Origin of the sequence: Streptomyces spiroverticillatus (assembly GCA_014650415.1) — a bacterium.
Taxonomy (GTDB): domain Bacteria; phylum Actinomycetota; class Actinomycetes; order Streptomycetales; family Streptomycetaceae; genus Streptomyces; species Streptomyces spiroverticillatus.
This window is the reverse complement of the sequence record BMUX01000003.1, coordinates 202,850-221,083: the sequence shown is the minus strand read 5'-3', so window position 1 is coordinate 221,083 and position 18,234 is coordinate 202,850. Positions and strand designations below refer to the sequence as shown.

The window sequence follows — 18,234 nt, the reverse complement described above, 5'->3', positions numbered from 1 at the left end:
GGTCGAGGGCCGGACCGGGGCCGGGCGTCAGGCCGTCGCGAGCCCCTTGAGCCGGGCCACCGCCTCCTGGAGGACCTCCGTCCGCTTGCAGAAGGCGAACCGCACGAAGGGCGCTCCGGCCGCGCGGTCGTCGTAGAAGACCGCGTTCGGGATGGCCACCACCCCGCACCGCTCGGGCAGTTCGCGGCAGAAGGCGAAGCCGTCGGCGGTGCCGCCCAGGGGCCTGATGTCGGTGGTCACGAAGTACGTTCCCGAGGGCCGGTAGACCTCGAAGCCCGCCTCCGCGAGGCCGGTGCTCAGCAGGTCGCGCTTGGCGTGCAGTTCGGCGCGCAGCCCGTCGAAGTACGCGTCGGGCAGGGCCAGCGCCTCGGCGACCGCGTACTGGAAGGGGCCCGCCGAGACGTACGTCAGGAACTGCTTGGCCGAGCGGACCGCCGCCACCAGCTCCGGCGAGGCCGTCACCCAGCCGACCTTCCAGCCGGTGAAGGCGAAGGTCTTGCCGCTGGAGGAGATGGTCACCGTCCGCTCGCGCATGCCGGGGAAGGTCGCGAGGGGGATGTGCTCGACGTCGTACACCAGGTGCTCGTACACCTCGTCGGTGATGACGAGGAGGTTCCGCTCGACGGCGAGGCGGGCGATCTCGGCGAGTTCCTCGCGGGTGAGGACGGTGCCGGTGGGGTTGTGCGGGGTGTTGAGGAGGATGAGGCGGGTGCGCGGGGTGATCGCGTCGCGGAGTTCGTCGAGGTCCAGGTGGTACGTGCCGTCCTTCGGGCGGAGCTGTACGGGGACGCGGCGGCCGCCGGCCATGGCGATGCAGGCGGCGTAGCTGTCGTAGTACGGCTCCAGGGCGATGACCTCGTCGCCGGGCTCCAGGAGGGCGAGGAGGGAGGCGGCGATGGCCTCGGTGGCCCCGGCCGTGACGAGGACCTCGGTGTCGGGGTCGAAGGCCAGGCCGTAGCGGCGCTGCTGGTGTTCCACGACGGCGGTGCGCAGTTCCGGGACGCCGGAACCCGGCGGGTACTGGTTGCCGCGGCCGTCGCGCAGGGCGCGCACCGCCGCCTCGCGGATCTCCTCGGGTCCGTCCTCGTCGGGGAAGCCCTGTCCCAGGTTGATCGAACCGGTCCGCACGGCCAGCGCCGACATCTCGGCGAAGATCGTCGTCCCGAACTCGGCGAGACGGCGGTTGAGGAGGGGGCGGGGGGCGTCGGGGGAGCCTGCGGAGGTGGTCATGACGGCCATCCTGCGCGGAACCTCTGGACTTGCTCAAGTGTGCTTTGGGCGGGTCGGCGTTCGGGAATCCCCCCTCCACGTGCGGAGGGAACGCTCTCCGCTCCGGGGGAACGGAAGGACGGTGAGGGCCGTGACCGGTCTCTTCATCGCACTGGGTGTGATGGTGGTCGTGATGGTCGCCGTCGTCGCGAAGGTCAGGAGCACGCCCGACCCGAACCGGCTGAGGAAAGTGCCGACCGCGCGGCCCCACCCGCACACCAAGAGGAAGCGCCGTGCGAGCCGCAGGGGTTCCTGGACGGGCGGCGGCGGCGCGTACGTCTGCGGGGGCGGCGGGTCGTCCTGCGGAGGCTCCTCCTCCTGCGGGGGTTCCTCCTCCTGCGGCGGCGGAGGCGGCGGTGGCTGCGGCGGGGGGAGCTGAGACTGCCCGGCGGAACGGCTGACACGGGGCAGCTGATCCGCCGGGCCGGTGCACCGCGCGCCCGGTGGGAGCGGGGGAGGACTCGTACGCCTGTCCTCCTTCTCAACTCCCGCCGGGCGCGCTTTTGTTGAACAGTTGAACCGTGTGGCCCCCGGGGGGATGGAAACCCCGCCAGATTGGGTAAAAACGCTAGGTGCGCCGCACACTTCATGATTCCCTCGCTGTGGAAATTCCCCGAGCGGGCGGTCCTCCAGCTCCACCCCGAACATCTCCGGCGTGCCCCTGGCCCACCCCCCACTGCGTGTTTGCGGAGCCACCCCATGCTGACGACCCTCAAGACCGACTACACCGACACGTGCGCCTCCGATCTGGCCTGGGCGCTCGGCCGGGAGCCGCTGCCCGCCCTCGCCGTCCTCGACCTCGAACTGTGCGGCGCGACCCTCCAGTTGCGCCTCCTCGGCGCGTCCCACCAGGTGCTTCTGTCCGAGGGTGACGGGTACTGCTCGGAGACCGTCGCCTGCATCCCGGGCAGCAGGACCCCGCTGCCGCTGGGGGTGTCCAAGCAAGTGGGCGACTGGGACTACGAGTTCGCGGCCCGCGTGGAGCTGCTCTCGGAGGCCGCCTTCGCGGGCCGGGCGCAAGAGCTCCTGGCCCTGGTCGCCGATCACCCCAACGGGCTGGCGGGAACGTTTCCCGGCAGCCCGTACGCCTTCACCGCCCTGCTCGCCCAGCACGAGGGCGGCGGCCAGGTCAGCTGGCGGACCTGGCACGCGTACCCGCAGGAAGGGCAGCTGGTCGTGACCCGCACCCGGGTCGCGACACGGGTCCCGGCGGCGGTCTGAGGGCTCCGGTGGTCCGGGCGCGGCCCCCGAGGGCGGGCCGGGCGTGCAGGGTGCGTGGTGTGCGATGTATGCCGTACGTGCCCCAGTTGCACCCTTGTGGGTGACACGCTGCGAGTGGGCGGTGACGTAGCGTTGCCCAACATGATCCAACCGGCCTCCGCCTCAGCCGGGCCCGACTCCGCCGGACCTTCCTCCGACCCCCCGCAACGCCCTCCCAGACGCGTTCCGGTGCAGGGCGGGCGGGCGCCCGGGGCGGGGATGGCGCTCCCGGTGAGCCCGCGGGCGGCCAGGTTCCTGGTGCTCGGGGTGGTCTTCCTGTGCGCCGCCTGCGGTCTGGTGTACGAACTCGAACTGGTCGCCCTCGCCTCGTACTTGATCGGCGACTCGGTCACCCAGGCGTCCGTGGTGCTCTCCACGATGGTCTTCGCGATGGGTGTCGGCTCGCTGCTCGCCAAGCGGCTGCGCTGCCGGGCGGCCGTCGGCTTCGGGATGCTGGAGGCGGGGCTCGCGGCGGTCGGCGGCAGTTCGGCGCTGGTGCTGTACGCGTCGTTCGCCTGGTTCGGCGGCGCGCGCTATGTGCTGGTGGCGTTCTCGCTGGCCATCGGCATCCTCATCGGGGCGGAGATCCCGCTGCTGATGACCCTGATCCAGCGGATCGGGCGCGGTCCCGACCCCGGCGAGGGCGACGACGCCAGTGGTGACGTCGCGGACCTCTTCGCCGCCGACTACGTGGGCGCGCTCGTCGGCGGGCTCCTCTTCCCCTTCTTCCTGCTGCCGATGCTCGGCCAGCTCACCGGTGCACTCGTCACCGGTGCGGTGAACACCGCGGCCGGGGGCTCCCTCGTGCTGTGGCTCTTCCGGCGGGAACTCACCCGCCGCAACCGCTGGTTGCTGATCGGCGTCAACGTCGCCGTCCTCACCTCGCTCGCCACCGCGACCGTGCTCGTCGACGACTTCGAGCGGGCCGCCCGGCGCGCGGTGTACGGGGACCGGGTGCGGGTCGCCGTGCAGACCGACGCCCAGGAGATCGTCATCACCGGCAGCGCGTCCGGGCCCATGGACTTCTTCCTGGACGGCCGGCTGAGGGTCTCCAGCCGGGACGAGTACCGCTACCACGAGGCCCTGGTGCACCCCGCGATGCGCGGCAAGCACGCCCGCGTACTGATCCTGGGCGGCGGCGACGGCATGGCCGCCCGCGAGGTCCTGCGCTACCCGGACGTCCGCTCGGTGACCCTGGTCGAGCTGGACCCCGGAGTGGTGGAACTGGCCCGCACCGACCCGGCGTTGGTCGCCCTCAACGGCGGCGTCCACCAGGACCCCCGGCTCAAGGTCGTCAACGCCGACGCCTTCGGCTGGCTGCGCTCGGCACCGCTCGGCGACCCTCCGTACGACGTGGTCGTCTCCGACCTGCCCGACCCCGGCATCACCGCCTCCACCAAGCTCTACTCCCAGGAGTTCTACGGGCTCGCGGCGGACGTGCTGGCTCCCGGCGGGCGGATGGTCGTCCACGCCGGACCCATCGCGGCCCGCCCGCACGTCTACTGGACCGTCGAGGCCACCCTGCGCGCGGCCGGTCTCGCCACCCGCCCCTACCGGGCGACCGGCCGCCTCTCCGACTTCAGCGCGGGCCCCGACCGCTCCTCGGGCAACTCCCGTGCCCCGCGCGACTGGGGCCTCGTCCTGGCCGCCCGCAGCCGCCCCGGCCTGGGCATCGCCCCGGACGCACCCCACCTCCGCTCGCTCACCGTGCCGCTGCTGCTGGAAGGGGCGCGGTCGGCGGAGGCGATGCGGGTGCGGGGGGCGGTGGCGTCCACGCTGGTGCATCCGCGGTACGGGCAGTGAGGGGCGGCGGTGCGGGACTTCTGGGCAAGACCGGGGTGTGAATCCGGTCAGGCTGAGTAGGCTCAGGGACCATGGACCATGAGGTGCTCGTTCCGGTTCTGCCCGCCGCCGTGAGGCACACGCTCGCCGACCCCGCGCGGGTCGCCCGCTGCCTCCCCGGCTTCCAGCAGGACGCCGACAAGTCGTCCACCCCGCTGACCGGCCGCCTGAAGGTCCGGCTCGGCGGCCACACCATCACCTATCGGGGCGCCCTGACCGTCACCCCCACCTCCAAGGGCGTCTACACCGTCGAGGGCGAGGGCACGGAAGCCCGCGGCAACGGCTCCGTGAAGCTGTCCCTCACGGTGAGCACCGCACGCCACGAGGACGGTACGAAGCTGAGCTTCACCGGCACCGCCCAGGGCGAGGGCCGCATTACCGAACTCGACGCCCCCACGGTCGAGTCCGCCGTGCACCGCCTCCTGGACCGCTTCGGGAGCAGACTCGGCACGGAGGCGGCGGGGCCGAAGCCGACTTCCGGACCCAAGACGTCTTCCGGACCCAAGCCGGACCGCAACTCCAAGCCGGACCGCAACTCCAAGCCCGACGAGCCCCGCGCCTCCGTCTTCGAGACCGAGGTCCCGCCGCCCTCCCTCGACCGCCTCAGCGACGAGGAACTCACCGAGGACGACCCCCTCCCCGGCTCCGGCCCGACCCGCGAGGACGAGGAGATCGCCCTGCGCGAGGCCCTGGAGGGCCTGCCCGGCGAACTGCCCGACGCCTTCCCCGACGAGCCCCCCGCCGAGGCCGCGCACGCCCGCCGCACGATGATCGGCCGCAGCGCCGAGGAGGTCGACCACGCGCCCCCGCGCGGCCGGTACGCCCCGGTCATGGCCCCCGCCCCCGCCTCCGGCACCTTCACGCTGCGCCGGCTGGCCCCGGCGGCGGCCCTCGCGGTGGCCTCCGCGGTGGTCGTGGGACGTGTGCTCAGGCGGCGCAGGTAGGACCGGGCTGGGTAGGGTCCGGGACGTGAGTAGCGATGAGAACGAGAAGAAGAGCACCGCTGTCGTACTGACCGCAGGCGACGCCGAGGTGACCGTCGACCCGGCGGACGGCTGCCGCGTCGAGAGCCTGCGCATCGGCGGCACCGAGGTGCTCCGCCAGCCGGAGAACGGCAAGCACTTCGGCAGCTTCCCGATGGTCCCGTGGTGCGGCCGCACCGAGAACGGCGTCTTCCGCGACGGCGACAAGGTCCACCAACTCCCGGTGAACTCGCCGCCGCACGCCATCCACGGCACCGGCCGCGACGGCCGCTGGCGCACCGCCGCACGGGACACGGCGTCGGCCTCGTTCACGTACGACCTCACCAGCCCCTGGCCCTACGCGGGCCGCGTCACCCAGGTCTTCGAGCTGACGCCGGACGCGCTCACGCTCACCATGGGCGTCGAGACGTACGACAACTCCTTCCCGGCACAGGTCGGCTGGCACCCCTGGTTCCGCCGCAACCTCGGCGGCCAGGACGTGCGGCTGGACTTCACCGCCGCCTGGCAGGAGGAGCGCGGCGACAACCACCTCCCCACCGGGCGCCGCATCGACCCCCTCCCCGGCCCGTGGGACGACTGCTTCGGCATGCCCGACGGCGTCGACGTCACCCTCACCTGGCCCGGCGAGCTGGAGCTCAAGGTGACCAGCCGCGAGGAGTGGGTCGTCGTGTACGACGAGCAGGAGACGGCCGTGTGCGTCGAGCCGCAGACCGGCCCGCCGAACGGCCTCAACACCCTTCCGCGCCTGGTCACCCCGGTCGACCCGCTGGAGGCGTCGACGACGTGGGCGTGGCGGCGGCTGGGCTGAGGGCCTTGGCGGCAGGGTCTTCTGCCGCCACTTAAGCTCGTACGCATGACTGACGTACGCGCTGAACTGCTCCAGCAGATCAAGGACAAGGCCGTGGTGCACGGCAAGGTGACCCTCTCCTCGGGTCTGGAGGCCGACTACTACATCGACCTGCGCCGGATCACGCTGGACGGCGAGGCCGCGCCGCTGGTCGGGCAGGTCATGCTCGACCTGACCGCCGAGCTGGACTTCGACTGCGTGGGCGGGCTGACCCTCGGTGCCGACCCCGTCGCGACGTCGATGCTGCACGCCTCCGCCGCGCGCGGGCAGCGGCTCGACGCCTTCGTCGTGCGGAAGGCCCAGAAGGCGCACGGCATGCAGCGTCGCATCGAGGGCACCGACGTCAAGGGCCGCCGCTGCCTGGTCGTCGAGGACACGTCCACCACCGGTGGCTCGCCGCTGACCGCCGTCGAGGCGGTCCGTGAGGCGGGCGGCGAGGTCGTCGCGGTCGCCACGATCGTCGACCGGGGTGCGGCGAAGGCCATCGCGGACGCCGGACTGCCGTACCTGACCGGCTACCAGCTCGGCGATCTTGGTCTGGGCTGAAGTTGTGACCTAGGTCCCGGGCCTGCGGTGGCAGGGCTGTGACCTGCGGTTTTGTCTGAGGTCGGGGTGTTTCACGTGAAACACTCCGACCTTTGCGCATTCCGGGACACGGGACGCGGAGGTCCGTCGGGTGGAGTCCCGTGAAGAGTCTGGAAAGATGGGCGACGACGATGACGTCGCCCCCAGGTCAGGGACCAGCACGCACACCCGCATATCCCAAGGAGCGGACAGATGCCCATCGCAACCCCCGAGGTCTACGCCCAGATGCTCGACCGGGCGAAGGCGGAGAAGTTCGCCTACCCGGCGATCAACGTGACCTCCTCGCAGACCCTGCACGCCGCCCTGCGTGGCTTCGCGGAGGCTGAGAGCGACGGCATCATCCAGATCTCCACCGGTGGTGCGGAGTTCCTGGGTGGCCAGCACAACAAGGACATGGTCACCGGTGCGGTCGCCCTGGCCGAGTTCGCGCACATCGTCGCCGCGAAGTACGACATCACCGTCGCGCTGCACACGGACCACTGCCCCAAGGACAAGCTGGACGGCTACGTGCGTCCGCTGCTCGACGTCTCCGCCGAGCGCGTCGCGCGTGGTCTGAACCCGCTCTTCCAGTCCCACATGTGGGACGGTTCGGCCGAGACGCTGGCCGACAACCTGGCCATCGGCCAGGAGCTGCTGGCCAAGGCCGCCGCCGCGAAGATCATCCTCGAGGTCGAGATCACCCCGACCGGTGGCGAGGAAGACGGCGTCAGCCACGAGATCAACGACGAGCTGTACACCACGGTGGACGACGCGCTGCGTACCGCCGAGGCGCTGGGCCTGGGCGAGAAGGGCCGCTACCTGCTGGCCGCCTCGTTCGGCAACGTGCACGGCGTGTACAAGCCGGGCAACGTCGTCCTGCGTCCGGAGCTGCTGAAGGACCTCCAGGAGGGTGTGGGCTCGAAGTACGGCAAGTCCTCCCCCTTCGACTTCGTCTTCCACGGCGGGTCGGGCTCGACGGCCGAGGAGATCGCCACCGCGCTGGAGAACGGCGTCGTGAAGATGAACCTCGACACGGACACGCAGTACGCCTTCACGCGGCCGGTCGTGGACCACATGTTCCGCAACTACGACGCGGTGCTGAAGGTCGACGGCGAGGTCGGCACGAAGTCGAAGTACGACCCCCGTACGTGGGGCAAGGCCGCTGAGGCGGGCATGGCCGCGCGCGTGACGGAGGCCTGCGCGGCGCTCCGCTCCACGGGCACCCGCCTGAAGTAAGCCTTCCCGGGAGGGCCCGGCCCCCTTCGGACTTCGTGTCCGGGGGCGGCCGGGCCTTTCTCGTTCCGCGAGCGGTGTCTCTCGTCTGGCCGGAGTCGGTGAGTGCGGGGAGTATCCGGGTATGGCCGAAAGCGAGAGTGCCGGGGGACTGAGGGTCGGCAGTGCGACCGGGCGGTGGGTGCTGCTCACCACCGTGCTCGGGTCGAGCATGGCGATGCTGGACTCGACCGTCGTCAACGTCGCCCTGCCCCGCATCGGCAAGGACCTCGGGGCCGATCTCGCCGGGCTCCAGTGGACCGTCAACGCGTACATGCTGACGCTGGCCGGGCTGATCCTGCTGGGCGGGGCGCTCGGGGACCGGTACGGGCGGCGCAAGGTGTTCGTGGTGGGGGTGGTGTGGTTCGCCGTGGCGTCGCTGATGTGCGGGCTCGCGCCCAACGCGACGGTGCTGATTGCCGCACGGGCGCTGCAGGGGATCGGCGGGGCCCTGCTCACACCGGGGTCGCTCGCGCTCATCCAGGCTTCCTTCCACCCGGACGACCGGGCGCGGGCCGTGGGGCTGTGGTCGGGGCTGGGCGGGATCGGGGCGGCCGTCGGCCCGTTCCTGGGCGGGTGGCTGGTGGACGGGCCCGGCTGGCGGTGGGCGTTCCTGATCAACGTGCCGCTGGCCGCGCTGTGCGTGCCCGTCGCGCTGCGGCACGTACCGGAGTCGCGGGATCCGCAGGCGCACGGCCGGTTCGACGTGCTGGGGGCCGCGCTCGCGGCCATTGCGCTGGCCCTGGTGACGTACGCGCTCATCGAGGCCCCGACGCAGGGGGCGTCGGTCGTGGTGATCGGGTGCGCGGTGGTGGGCGTGGTCGTCGCGGGGGCGTTCCTGCACGTCGAGCGGACGCGGGCCGATCCGATGATGCCGCTCACGCTCTTCGCCTCGCGGCAGTTCAGCGCGATCAATGTCGTGACGTTGTGCGTGTACGCCGCGTTCAGCGGGTTCTTCTTCCTGGCGGCGTTGCAGTTGCAGGTGGTCGCCGGGTATTCGGCGCTCCAGGCGGGCACGGCCATGCTGCCGACGACTGTGCTGATGCTGTTCCTGTCCGCCCGGTCCGGGGAGCTCGCCCAGCGCATCGGGCCGCGCATTCCGCTCACCGTCGGGCCGCTGCTGTGCGCGGCGGGGATGCTGCTGATGCTGCGGGTGGGCCAGGGCGCGTCGTACGTCGCCGATGTGCTGCCCGCGGTGGTGGTGATGGGCATGGGCATGGTGACGCTGGTGGCGCCGCTCACCGCGACCGTGCTGGCCTCCGTGGACGCCGGGCGGGCCGGGCTCGCCTCCGGGATCAACAACGCCGCCGCCCGCGCCGCCGGGCTCATCGCGGTGGCCGCGCTGCCGCTGCTGGCGGGGATGGGGCCGGAGGCGTACCGGTCGGCGGCGGAGTTCGGGGCGACGTTCCGGCGGGCGATGCCGATGTGCGCGGGGGTGCTGGTGCTGGGTTCGCTGATCGCGTTCGCGACCGTACGGAATCCGAAGGGTGCCGTTCCCGAGAGCGAGTGCCGCACGCACTGCGGGGTCGCGGCGCCGCCCCTGGAGCCCGATCAGCCCGGTCGGCCCGATCAGCCCGGTCGCGAGGAGCGGCACGGGTTGTCGTAGCGGGGAGGCAGACTAGGGGGCATGGCTATTCACCAGGACCTCCTCGGGGGACCGCCCCCGACCCACCTGCCCGACGACCCGGAGCCCCGCGAGCTCCTCGCGAACGGCACGGCCCCCGCCGACGTCGCCGCGAAGTACCCGGCTTCCTCCCTGGCCTGGGCGCAGCTCGCCGACGACGCCTTCGAGAAGGGCTCCGTCGTCGAGTCGTACGCGTACGCCCGCACGGGCTACCACCGCGGCCTGGACTCGCTGCGCCGCGCAGGCTGGAAGGGCCACGGCCCGGTGCCGTGGGAGCACGAGCCCAACCGCGGCTTCCTGCGCGCCCTGCACGCCCTGGCCCGCGCCTCGCAGGCGATCGGCGACCAGGAGGAGTACGACCGCTGCTCGACCTTCCTCCGCGACTCCTCGGCGCTGGCCGCCGACACCCTCGGCTAGGCATCTCGTTCACGCCCCGGGGCCGCTTCGGCGCACCCCGGGGCGACACGCCCCCGGCAGGGCAAGCCCCGGGGGCGCCGATAAGACGCCTGTACGATCGCCCGGACCGTGAGGAAGATCGTCGCCGGTGTCCGGGGCCCGTGCCCCGCTCCCCCCACCCGCCGGAGACGACCGCCGGAGACACCTGCCGGAGACGTCGATCAGGGGAGGGCTCTGACGTGGGCCGAGGCCGCAGCAGACATCCGTCGTCCGGCGGCGGGCCGGCCAGCAGGCACCCCGCCGCCAGACGCCCCGCGTCCGGCACCCGGCTGACCCGGCGCGGGCGGCTTCTGGTCACCGTGCTGTGCGTCGCGGTGGGGATCGGCGGCACCTCGCTGGCCGTCGCCGCCTGGGACACCGGGGCCGGGGAGACGGGCAGGGCCGCAGCTCCCGGGCCCTCCGCGTCCGGGGACACCGGAGAAGTTTCGCGGAATCCCCCGAGCCGCGACCGCGCCGACCACCAGGTCCCCGCGTCCGGCACCGGCTCCTTCGCCGCCGCCCGGCTCACCGGCGACCCGGTCGGCACGGGCACCTTGCGCCGGTACCAGGTCCAGGTCGAGACCGGCAGCGGCATCGCCCCCGACCAGGCCGCCGCCGAGATCCAGCGCATCGTCGCCCACCCCCAGGGCTGGGCCCGCAACGGGCGCGGACGCTTCCAACTCGTCGCCGGGAAGGCCGACTTCGTCATCCGCATCGCCACGCCGAAGACCGCCGACCGGCTCTGCGCCCAGGCCCATCTCGACACCGGCGGCGAGCTGAACTGCGAGACGGGCAACGGCGTCGTGGTGAACCTGAAGCGGTGGGCGCTCGGGTCGCCCCAGTTCGCCGGCACCCCCGCCGAGTACCGCCACCTGATCATCAACCACGAGCTGGGCCACGCTCTGGGCCTCGGCCACCTCGGCTGCCCCGGCCCCGGCCGCCCCGCACCCGTGATGATGCAGCAGATCAAGGGCCTGGACGGCTGCCGCTCCAACGCCCACCCGTATGCGACGAACGGGACGTACCTGGCAGGGCCCGCCCTCTGAGGCGCACCTCGCGAGGGCCCGGACTATGCTGCGCAGCAGGGGACCGGGGCCCGAGAATCCTTCGAGGAAGGGGCGGACCGCTACCTGGAAGTTCGTGTCGAGGAGCATGCGATGACGCACACCCCCGAGGCGCCCGGAACCGAAGGCTCGGAGACCCCGAACCTCGATTTCGCAGGCACCACACCGTACGAGGACTACGTCCAGGCGGACGTCCTCACCCACCTCCAGAACCCCCTCTCCGACGATCCCGGAGAGATGGTCTTCCTGGTCACCACCCAGGTCATGGAGCTGTGGTTCACGGTCATCGTCCACGAGTGGGAGACCGCGGCGGCAGCGCTGCGCGAGGAGAAGCTCCCCGTGGCACTGGACGCACTGAAACGTTCCACCCGCGAGCTGGAGGCCCTGAACGCCTCCTGGAAGCCGCTCGCCCACCTCACGCCCGCCCAGTTCAACTCCTACCGCAGCGCGCTGGGCGAGGGCTCCGGGTTCCAGTCCGCGATGTACCGGCGGATGGAGTTCCTGCTCGGCGACAAGGCCGCCTCCATGCTGGTCCCGCACCGGGGCGCACCCCGCGTGCACGACGAGCTGGAGAAGGCGCTGTACCAACCGAGCCTGTACGACGAGGTGTTGAGGCTCCTGGCGCGGCGCGGCCTGCCGGTCCCGCCGGAGGTCCTGGAGCGCGACCTGTCGCAGAAGTACGAGCCGTCGCCCGAGGTCGAGGCGGTCTGGGCGCAGGTGTACGGCGCGGAGGAGGTCGGCGCGAGCCGTTCCGAACTCGTCGTGCTCGGCGAGGCGTTGACCGAGGTCGGCGAGCTGGTGTGGCGCTGGCGCAACGACCATCTGGTGGCCACACGGCGTGCCATGGGGTCGAAGGTCGGCACCGGCGGGTCCGCCGGAGTGGCGTGGCTGGAGAAGCGCGCCCGCAAGAACGTGTTCCCCGAGCTGTGGACGGCGCGCAGCCATGTCTGAGGACCCGAAGACGATGTTTCACGTGAAACACGACAACTCCCCTGAAGGTGCTGCGATGTTTCACGTGAAACGTGCCGCCGAGCTCGACGCCGCCGACGAACTCGCCAAGCAGCGCGCGCTGTTCAGCCTCCCCGAGGGGCTGGTCTATCTGGACGGCAATTCGCTCGGTGCGCTGCCGAGAGCCGTTCCCGGACGCCTCCAGGACGTCGCCGGACGCGAGTGGGGCGAGCTGCTCATCCGGTCCTGGGACGAGAGCGGCTGGTGGACCGCGCCCGAGCGGATCGGCGACCGCATCGCCCCGCTGGTCGGCGCTGCGGCAGGCCAGATCGTCGTCGGCGACTCCACCAGCGTCAACGTCTTCAAGGCGCTGGTCGGGGCGATCCGGCTGGCGGACGACGGCCGCGACGAGGTGCTGGTCGACGCCACGACCTTCCCCACCGACGGCTACATCGCCGAGTCCGCCGCCCGCATGACCGGCCGCACCCTGCGCCCGGTCTGCCCGGAGGAGGTGCTCGGCGCCCTCGGGCCCCGTACCGCTGCCGTCCTCCTCAACCACGTCGACTACCGGTCGGGCCGGCTCCACGACCTGCCGTCACTCACCGCCGCGATCCACGCGGCGGGCGCGCTCGCTGTCTGGGACCTGTGCCACAGCGCGGGTGCGCTGCCGGTCGGGCTCGACGAGCACGGCGTGGACCTGGCGGTCGGCTGCACGTACAAGTACCTCAACGGCGGTCCGGGTTCACCCGCCTACCTGTACGTCGCCGCCCGCCACCAGGAGCGGTTCGACTCGCCGCTGCCGGGCTGGACGGGGCATGCGAACCCGTTCGGGATGACCCCGGAGTACGCCCCGGCCGACGGGGCGGTGCGCGGCCGGGTCGGCACGCCGGACATCCTGTCGATGCTGGCCCTGGAGTCCTCGCTCGACGTCTGGGAGGGCGTCGACGTGGCATCCGTACGGGCGAAGTCCCTGGCGCTCACGGACTTCTTCCTGGAGTGCGTGCAGGCGTACGTCCCGGAAGGGCGGCTGGAGCTGGTCACGCCGCTCGCGCACGCCGAGCGCGGCAGCCAGGTCGCGCTGCGCTGCGACGACGCGGGCGAGGTCATGAAGGCGCTGATCGCACGGGGTGTGGTCGGGGACTTCCGGCACCCGGACGTGCTGCGCTTCGGGTTCACTCCGCTGTACGTCGGTTTCGGCGACGTGGAGCGGGCGGCCCGGGTGCTCGCCGAGGTGTTGTAGCGGCGCTGTGCGTGGTGGCCACGTCGGGGGGAACGGTCTCCGGCGTGGCCACGCGTGTGCAAAGTGCCTGATAGCGTCCGCGCTTAATGATCCACACGTGGTGATCCACACGGGCGTGTGAACGTCCCGCCAGTGCCCGGAGGTTGAAGCCGTCATGCCGAGCATCCCCCTGCCGGACGACCCGTCCGCCGCTCCCGGCCTTCCGCCCGACGAGCCGCCGACGCTGCCCGCCGTCGCGCCGGACGCCACCGCCGCGTACGGCGACCATCCCGACCAGATCGTCGACTTCTACGCGCCGCGCGGCGAGCGCACCGGGGCGGTCCCGCTGGTGGTCGTCCTGCACGGCGGGGCCTGGCGGGCACCGTACGACCGGCAGCACGTCACCCCGTTCGCGGACTTCCTGGCCCGGCGCGGTTTCGCGGTCGCCAATGTCGAGTACCGGCGCGGGAGTTCGCTGCCGCACCAGGGTGCGGAAGGGCCGGTGGCGGGCCGCTGGCCGGAGACCTTCGACGACGTCGCCGCCGCCCTGGACGCGCTGCCGCACCTGGTGAAGGAGGCGCTCCCGGAGGCGGACGTCCGCCGCACCGTCCTGACCGGGCACTCCGCCGGCGGCCACCTGGCGCTGTGGGCCGCCGCCCGGCACGTACTCCCGGAGGGTTCGCCGTGGCGGCTGGACGCGCCGCCGCCGCTGCGCGGGGTGGTCGCGCTCGCGCCGATCGCGGACTTCGAGGAGGCGGTACGCCGTGGGGTGTGCGGCGGCGCGGTCACTCAACTCCTGGGCGGCGCGGACGCGTACGAGGAGCGCAGGCCGTACGCGGACCCGGCGGCCCTGCTGCCCACCGGCATCGCGACGACCGTCGTCCAGGGCCGCACCGACACCACCGTCCCGCACCAGGTCGCCGAGGTGTACGCGGAGGCGGCGGCGAAGGCCGGGGAGGTCGTGGGGGTGACGCTCCTGGAGGACGTCGGGCACTTCCCGCTGATCGACCCGGCGGCGGACGCATGCGCGGTGGTGGCGGAGGAAATCGCACAACTCGCTTACTGAGGGCGGGACTTGCGGACCGGAACTGTCCGCAAGTCTCCCTAGTGTGTGAGACATGACGAAGACGCAGAACGACACGCAGAAGGTCCTGGTCACCGGAGCCACCGGAACGGTCGGCCGTCAGGTGGTCGCCGAACTCCTCGCCCGCGGCGCCTCCGTCCGCGCCCTCACCCGCAACCCCGCCAAGGCCGACTTCCCGGCCGAGGTCGAGGTCGTACGCGGAGACCTCGGCGACCCGGCGTCGCTGGCCCCCGCGCTGGAGGGTGTCGAGGCCGTGCACCTGATCGTCTTCGGCGGCGACGCGTACGCCCCGCTGACCACGGGCCCCGAGGTCCTCGCGCAGGCCGCGAAGGCGGGGGTGCGGCGGGTGACGGTGCTGCACGGCGGCGGTGCGTCGCTGCTGGAGGACGCGGTGCGGGGCAATGAGCTGGGCATCCGGTGGACCGTGCTGATGGCGGTGGAGTTCATGGCCAATGCCCTGTTCTGGGCGGACGACATCAAGGAGCACGGCCGCATCGAGGAGCCGTTCGCGGACCGGATCAGCTCGATGGTGCACGAGGGCGACATCGGGGCGGTCGCGGCGGTCGCCCTGCTGGACCGGGACGGCGTCCACCACGGCAAGGAGCACGTCATCACGGGCCCGGCGGTCCTCACGCTGGCCGACAAGGTGCGCATCCTCGGGGAGGCGCGGGGCGCGGAGGTCGGCCTCGTCGAGCTGACCGAGGAGCAGGCGGTGGAGCGGATGCGGGCGCAGGGTGTGCCGCAGGAGAACATCGACTTCCTGCTGATGGCGTACGGGAACACCCCGGAGGTCGGCCGCACGGTGGCCTCAACGGTGCAGGACGTGACGGGGCGCCCGGCGCGGACCTTCGAGGAGTGGGCGAAGGAGCACGCGGGGGCGTTCAGGGGGCGCGTGTAGTCCTTGAGGGGGACGCCGAAGGTCGGAGCTGGGACGGACGACCTGCGGCGTTCCCCGCTCTACCTTGGGAAACGTGAACCAGACAACCCTTGGTAGAAGCCCGGAGTACCGGCTGGCCGCCCGAGCGCTGGGCGGCCTGCGGGACGACCTGCTGAGCGAGCCCGCCGCCTACCGGCCCCTGCCGCCGCTGAGCCAGGACCACCGGTTCGTGGCCGCGCTGCCCGCCCGGATGCGCGACAGGGCGACCTGGATCGTGTACGCCCTGGTGGCGGCGGGGGCGCTCCTGGCCGGCCTCATCGTCCTCCTCACCACGCGCGGCAAGATCGAGGCGGTGGTGCTGGCACTGCTGACCGCGGCTCCGGTGCTGCTCACGCTGGTGCGGCCGGTCGCGGCCTTCTGGCTGTCGCTGCTGATGGCCCCGCTGACCGGGTTCCTGGGCGCGTTCGACCTGTACTGGCCGTGGCCGGCCGGAGTGATCGCGGCCCATCTGGTGGTGCTGGTCGTGGTGGCGTTCAGGACCCGGCCGCGCACCGCCGTCTGGATGTGGGCGCTGTCCGCCCTGTACGCCCTGCTCGCGGACGTCATGTTCGGCGGCGGGCGCTTCAACAACGGCGGTCCGTTCCTGGCGGCGGCCGCCTTCCTCCTGCTGCTGGTGTGCATCGTGCACGTCCGGCGGGCCGGGCAGCGCGAGATCGTCGCCCAGCAGTCGGTCACCGCCGTCGAGCGGAGCCGCCGCACCCTGCTCGAAGAACGCACCACCATCGCCCGCGAGCTGCACGACGTCGTCGCCCACCACATGTCCGTCGTCGCCATCCAGGCCGAGGCCGCCCCGTACCGGGTGGAGAACCCGCCGCCCGAGCTGGAACAGGCCTTCGCGACCATCCGGGAGAACGCGGTGGCGGCGCTGACCGAACTGCGCCGGGTGCTGGGCGTCGTACGGGCGGCGGACTACGAGGCGCCCGACGCCCCGCAGCCGCAACTCTCCGACCTGCCGCGCCTGTTGGCGAACGTACGGGACGCCGGGCTGACCGTCGAGCAGGCCACGACCGGTGCGGTGCGGGTGCTGCCGCAGGGCGTGGAGCTGTCGGCGTACCGGATCGTGCAGGAGGCCCTGAGCAATGTGCTGCGGCACGCGCCGGGGGCCGACGCCAAGGTCGAGGTGAGCTACGTCCTGGGCGGCCTCGGGCTGCGGATCCTCAACGCCCCCGGAACCACCGACGCACCGCCCTCGCCGGGCGCCGGGCACGGGCTGACCGGGATGCGGGAGCGGGTGCAGATGCTGGGCGGCGAGATGACGGCGGAGCCGACACCGGAAGGGGGCTTCGAGGTGACGGTGTTCGTGCCGGTGGCCCCGGGGGAGCCGGCGGCACAGGAGGCCGTCGAGGACGCCGTGCCGAGTCCGCGCGAGGGTGCACCCGTGCCGAGTCCCCGCGAGGAGGCACCCGTACCGACTCGGCGCGAGGAGGCCCCCGTACCGGCTCCGCGCGAGGAGGCACCCGTACCCACCCCGCGCGAAGAACAGCCCCCCGCACCCCCCGCCCGGGAACCCTCCCCCGCCCCCTCCCCTCTCTCCCTCCAGAAGGAGCCCGCACCTCCCCACTCCCCGGAGTCCGCCGCATGACGACCGTTCCCGCCCCTGCCGCCGCCCGCCCCATCCGGGTCCTGATCGTCGACGACCAGATGATGGTCCGCGAGGGCTTCTCCGTGCTCCTCAACGCCATGCCCGGCATCGAGGTCGTCGGCGAGGCGGTCGACGGGCGGCAGGCGATCGCGCAGGCGGCGGCCCTGCGCCCGGACGTCGTCCTGATGGACATCCGGATGCCCGAGCTGAACGGCATCGAGGCCACCCGCGAGATCGTCGCCGCCGACGGGGACGCGAAGGTGCTGGTCCTCACCACCTTCGACCTCGACGAGTACGTCTACCAGGCACTCCGGGCGGGGGCCTCCGGCTTCCTCCTCAAGGACGCCTCCGCCCGCCAGCTCGCCGAGGGAGTGCGGGTGGTGGCGGGCGGCGAAGCCCTCCTCGCGCCCGCCGTGACGAAGCGGCTGATCGCCGAGTTCTCGAAGCTGACCGAGGCGTCGTCGGTACGCAGGCCCGCCGCCCTCACCCAGATCGGCGACCTCACCGACCGCGAGACGGAGGTCCTCGTACTGATCGCGAACGGACTCTCCAACGGGGAGATCGCGTCCCGCCTGGTGGTCGCCGAGTCCACGATCAAGACGCACGTGAGCCGGGTCCTGGTGAAACTGGGCCTGCGCGACCGCACCCAGGCGGCGGTCTTCGCGTACGAGGCACGGCTGGTGACGCCGGGGTAGCTGAGGCAGCCGGGGCAGGGGAGTCGGTCCCCTGAAGAATTGCGTCCCCCGACGCGCCCCGCCCTGCGATCATGCTCCCCATGACCACCCCCGAGCACACCGAGCACACCGAGCACACCGACCGCACCCCCCTCCTCGCCGAGGCCGTATCCCTGCGCGCCGCCGGCCGCACCGAAGAGGCCCGTACCCGGCTCCTCGCCCTCGGTGAGCGCTTCCCGGGCGACGCGGAGATCGCGTACCAGACCGCATGGGCCCACGACCGGCTCGGGCTGGAGGCGGAGGCGGTGCCGTTCTACGTGAGCGCGCTCGCCGGGACGCTGACTCCCGAGGACCGCAAGGGCGCGCTGCTGGGTCTGGGCAGTACGTACCGGACCCTCGGCCGGTACGAGGAGGCCGTCCGCACCCTGCGCACGGGGGCGCAGGAGTTCCCCGAGCACGGGGCGATGCGCACCTTCCTGGCGATGGCCCTGTTCAACGTGGGCGAGGCGCACGACGGGATGCGGCTGCTGCTGCGCCTGCTGACGGAGACGAGCGGGGACGCCTCCGTGCAGGAGTACCGGGAGGCCATCGACTACTACGCGAAGGACCTCACCGTCACGGAGTGACCCC

At 72.5% G+C, this 18,234-nt stretch carries 18 protein-coding genes; 17 read left to right on the top strand and 1 reads right to left on the bottom strand.

Annotated elements, in window-relative coordinates; translation table 11 throughout:
* Nucleotides 1–27: 27 nt before the first annotated feature.
* The gene (locus tag IE269_RS09180; protein WP_438817529.1) at nucleotides 28–1,239 is read right to left on the bottom strand and encodes a pyridoxal phosphate-dependent aminotransferase; all 1,212 of its coding nucleotides are present in this window, start codon (nucleotides 1,237–1,239) and stop codon (nucleotides 28–30) included.
* Nucleotides 1,240–1,360: 121 nt separating this feature from the next.
* Between IE269_RS09180 and IE269_RS09175 the strand changes: the two genes are divergently transcribed.
* The 17 genes from IE269_RS09175 (at nucleotide 1,361) to IE269_RS09095 (ending at nucleotide 18,230) form a co-directional block, all read left to right on the top strand.
* On the top strand, nucleotides 1,361–1,648 hold the full coding sequence (locus IE269_RS09175; RefSeq protein WP_189822319.1) for a hypothetical protein: 288 nt from the start codon (nucleotides 1,361–1,363) through the stop codon (nucleotides 1,646–1,648).
* 320 nt (nucleotides 1,649–1,968) lie between these two features.
* Nucleotides 1,969–2,490 (top strand): DUF2617 family protein, encoded by a 522-nt coding sequence (locus IE269_RS09170; RefSeq protein ID WP_189822318.1) that lies wholly within the window; start codon nucleotides 1,969–1,971, stop codon nucleotides 2,488–2,490.
* 258 nt (nucleotides 2,491–2,748) lie between these two features.
* Nucleotides 2,749–4,332, top strand: a complete 1,584-nt coding sequence (locus IE269_RS09165; protein ID WP_229897503.1) for a polyamine aminopropyltransferase — start codon at nucleotides 2,749–2,751, stop codon at nucleotides 4,330–4,332.
* Between the two features lie 71 nt (nucleotides 4,333–4,403).
* Nucleotides 4,404–5,315 (top strand): SRPBCC domain-containing protein, encoded by a 912-nt coding sequence (locus IE269_RS09160; RefSeq protein WP_189822316.1) that lies wholly within the window; start codon nucleotides 4,404–4,406, stop codon nucleotides 5,313–5,315.
* Between the two features lie 25 nt (nucleotides 5,316–5,340).
* Complete coding sequence (locus IE269_RS09155) at nucleotides 5,341–6,162, top strand: aldose epimerase family protein (protein WP_189822315.1); 822 nt, start codon at nucleotides 5,341–5,343, stop codon at nucleotides 6,160–6,162.
* A gap of 45 nt (nucleotides 6,163–6,207) precedes the next feature.
* On the top strand, nucleotides 6,208–6,747 hold the full coding sequence (gene pyrE, locus IE269_RS09150; protein WP_189822314.1) for an orotate phosphoribosyltransferase: 540 nt from the start codon (nucleotides 6,208–6,210) through the stop codon (nucleotides 6,745–6,747).
* A gap of 231 nt (nucleotides 6,748–6,978) precedes the next feature.
* Nucleotides 6,979–8,001 (top strand): class II fructose-bisphosphate aldolase, encoded by a 1,023-nt coding sequence (gene fbaA, locus IE269_RS09145; RefSeq protein WP_189822313.1) that lies wholly within the window; start codon nucleotides 6,979–6,981, stop codon nucleotides 7,999–8,001.
* A gap of 121 nt (nucleotides 8,002–8,122) precedes the next feature.
* Complete coding sequence (locus tag IE269_RS09140; protein ID WP_189822312.1) at nucleotides 8,123–9,643, top strand: MFS transporter; 1,521 nt, start codon at nucleotides 8,123–8,125, stop codon at nucleotides 9,641–9,643.
* 21 nt (nucleotides 9,644–9,664) lie between these two features.
* On the top strand, nucleotides 9,665–10,078 hold the full coding sequence (locus tag IE269_RS09135) for a DUF3151 domain-containing protein (protein ID WP_189822311.1): 414 nt from the start codon (nucleotides 9,665–9,667) through the stop codon (nucleotides 10,076–10,078).
* A gap of 218 nt (nucleotides 10,079–10,296) precedes the next feature.
* Complete coding sequence (locus tag IE269_RS09130; RefSeq protein WP_229897502.1) at nucleotides 10,297–11,142, top strand: DUF3152 domain-containing protein; 846 nt, start codon at nucleotides 10,297–10,299, stop codon at nucleotides 11,140–11,142.
* 111 nt (nucleotides 11,143–11,253) lie between these two features.
* Nucleotides 11,254–12,111, top strand: coding sequence for a tryptophan 2,3-dioxygenase family protein (locus IE269_RS09125; protein WP_189822310.1), 858 nt, complete (start codon nucleotides 11,254–11,256; stop codon nucleotides 12,109–12,111).
* Nucleotides 12,112–12,166: 55 nt separating this feature from the next.
* The gene (gene kynU, locus IE269_RS09120) at nucleotides 12,167–13,348 is read left to right on the top strand and encodes a kynureninase (protein ID WP_189822309.1); all 1,182 of its coding nucleotides are present in this window, start codon (nucleotides 12,167–12,169) and stop codon (nucleotides 13,346–13,348) included.
* 169 nt (nucleotides 13,349–13,517) lie between these two features.
* Complete coding sequence (locus IE269_RS09115) at nucleotides 13,518–14,393, top strand: alpha/beta hydrolase family protein (protein ID WP_229897547.1); 876 nt, start codon at nucleotides 13,518–13,520, stop codon at nucleotides 14,391–14,393.
* Between the two features lie 52 nt (nucleotides 14,394–14,445).
* A complete protein-coding gene (locus IE269_RS09110; protein ID WP_189822307.1) occupies nucleotides 14,446–15,309 on the top strand; it encodes an SDR family oxidoreductase in 864 nt (287 codons plus the stop codon).
* Between the two features lie 73 nt (nucleotides 15,310–15,382).
* A complete protein-coding gene (locus IE269_RS09105) occupies nucleotides 15,383–16,930 on the top strand; it encodes a histidine kinase (protein ID WP_308436937.1) in 1,548 nt (515 codons plus the stop codon).
* Nucleotides 16,927–17,625, top strand: a complete 699-nt coding sequence (locus tag IE269_RS09100; protein ID WP_189822305.1) for a response regulator — start codon at nucleotides 16,927–16,929, stop codon at nucleotides 17,623–17,625. Before IE269_RS09105 ends, IE269_RS09100 begins: the two co-directional genes overlap by 4 nt.
* 80 nt (nucleotides 17,626–17,705) lie before the next feature.
* Nucleotides 17,706–18,230 (top strand): tetratricopeptide repeat protein, encoded by a 525-nt coding sequence (locus IE269_RS09095; RefSeq protein WP_189822304.1) that lies wholly within the window; start codon nucleotides 17,706–17,708, stop codon nucleotides 18,228–18,230.
* Nucleotides 18,231–18,234 lie beyond the last annotated feature (4 nt).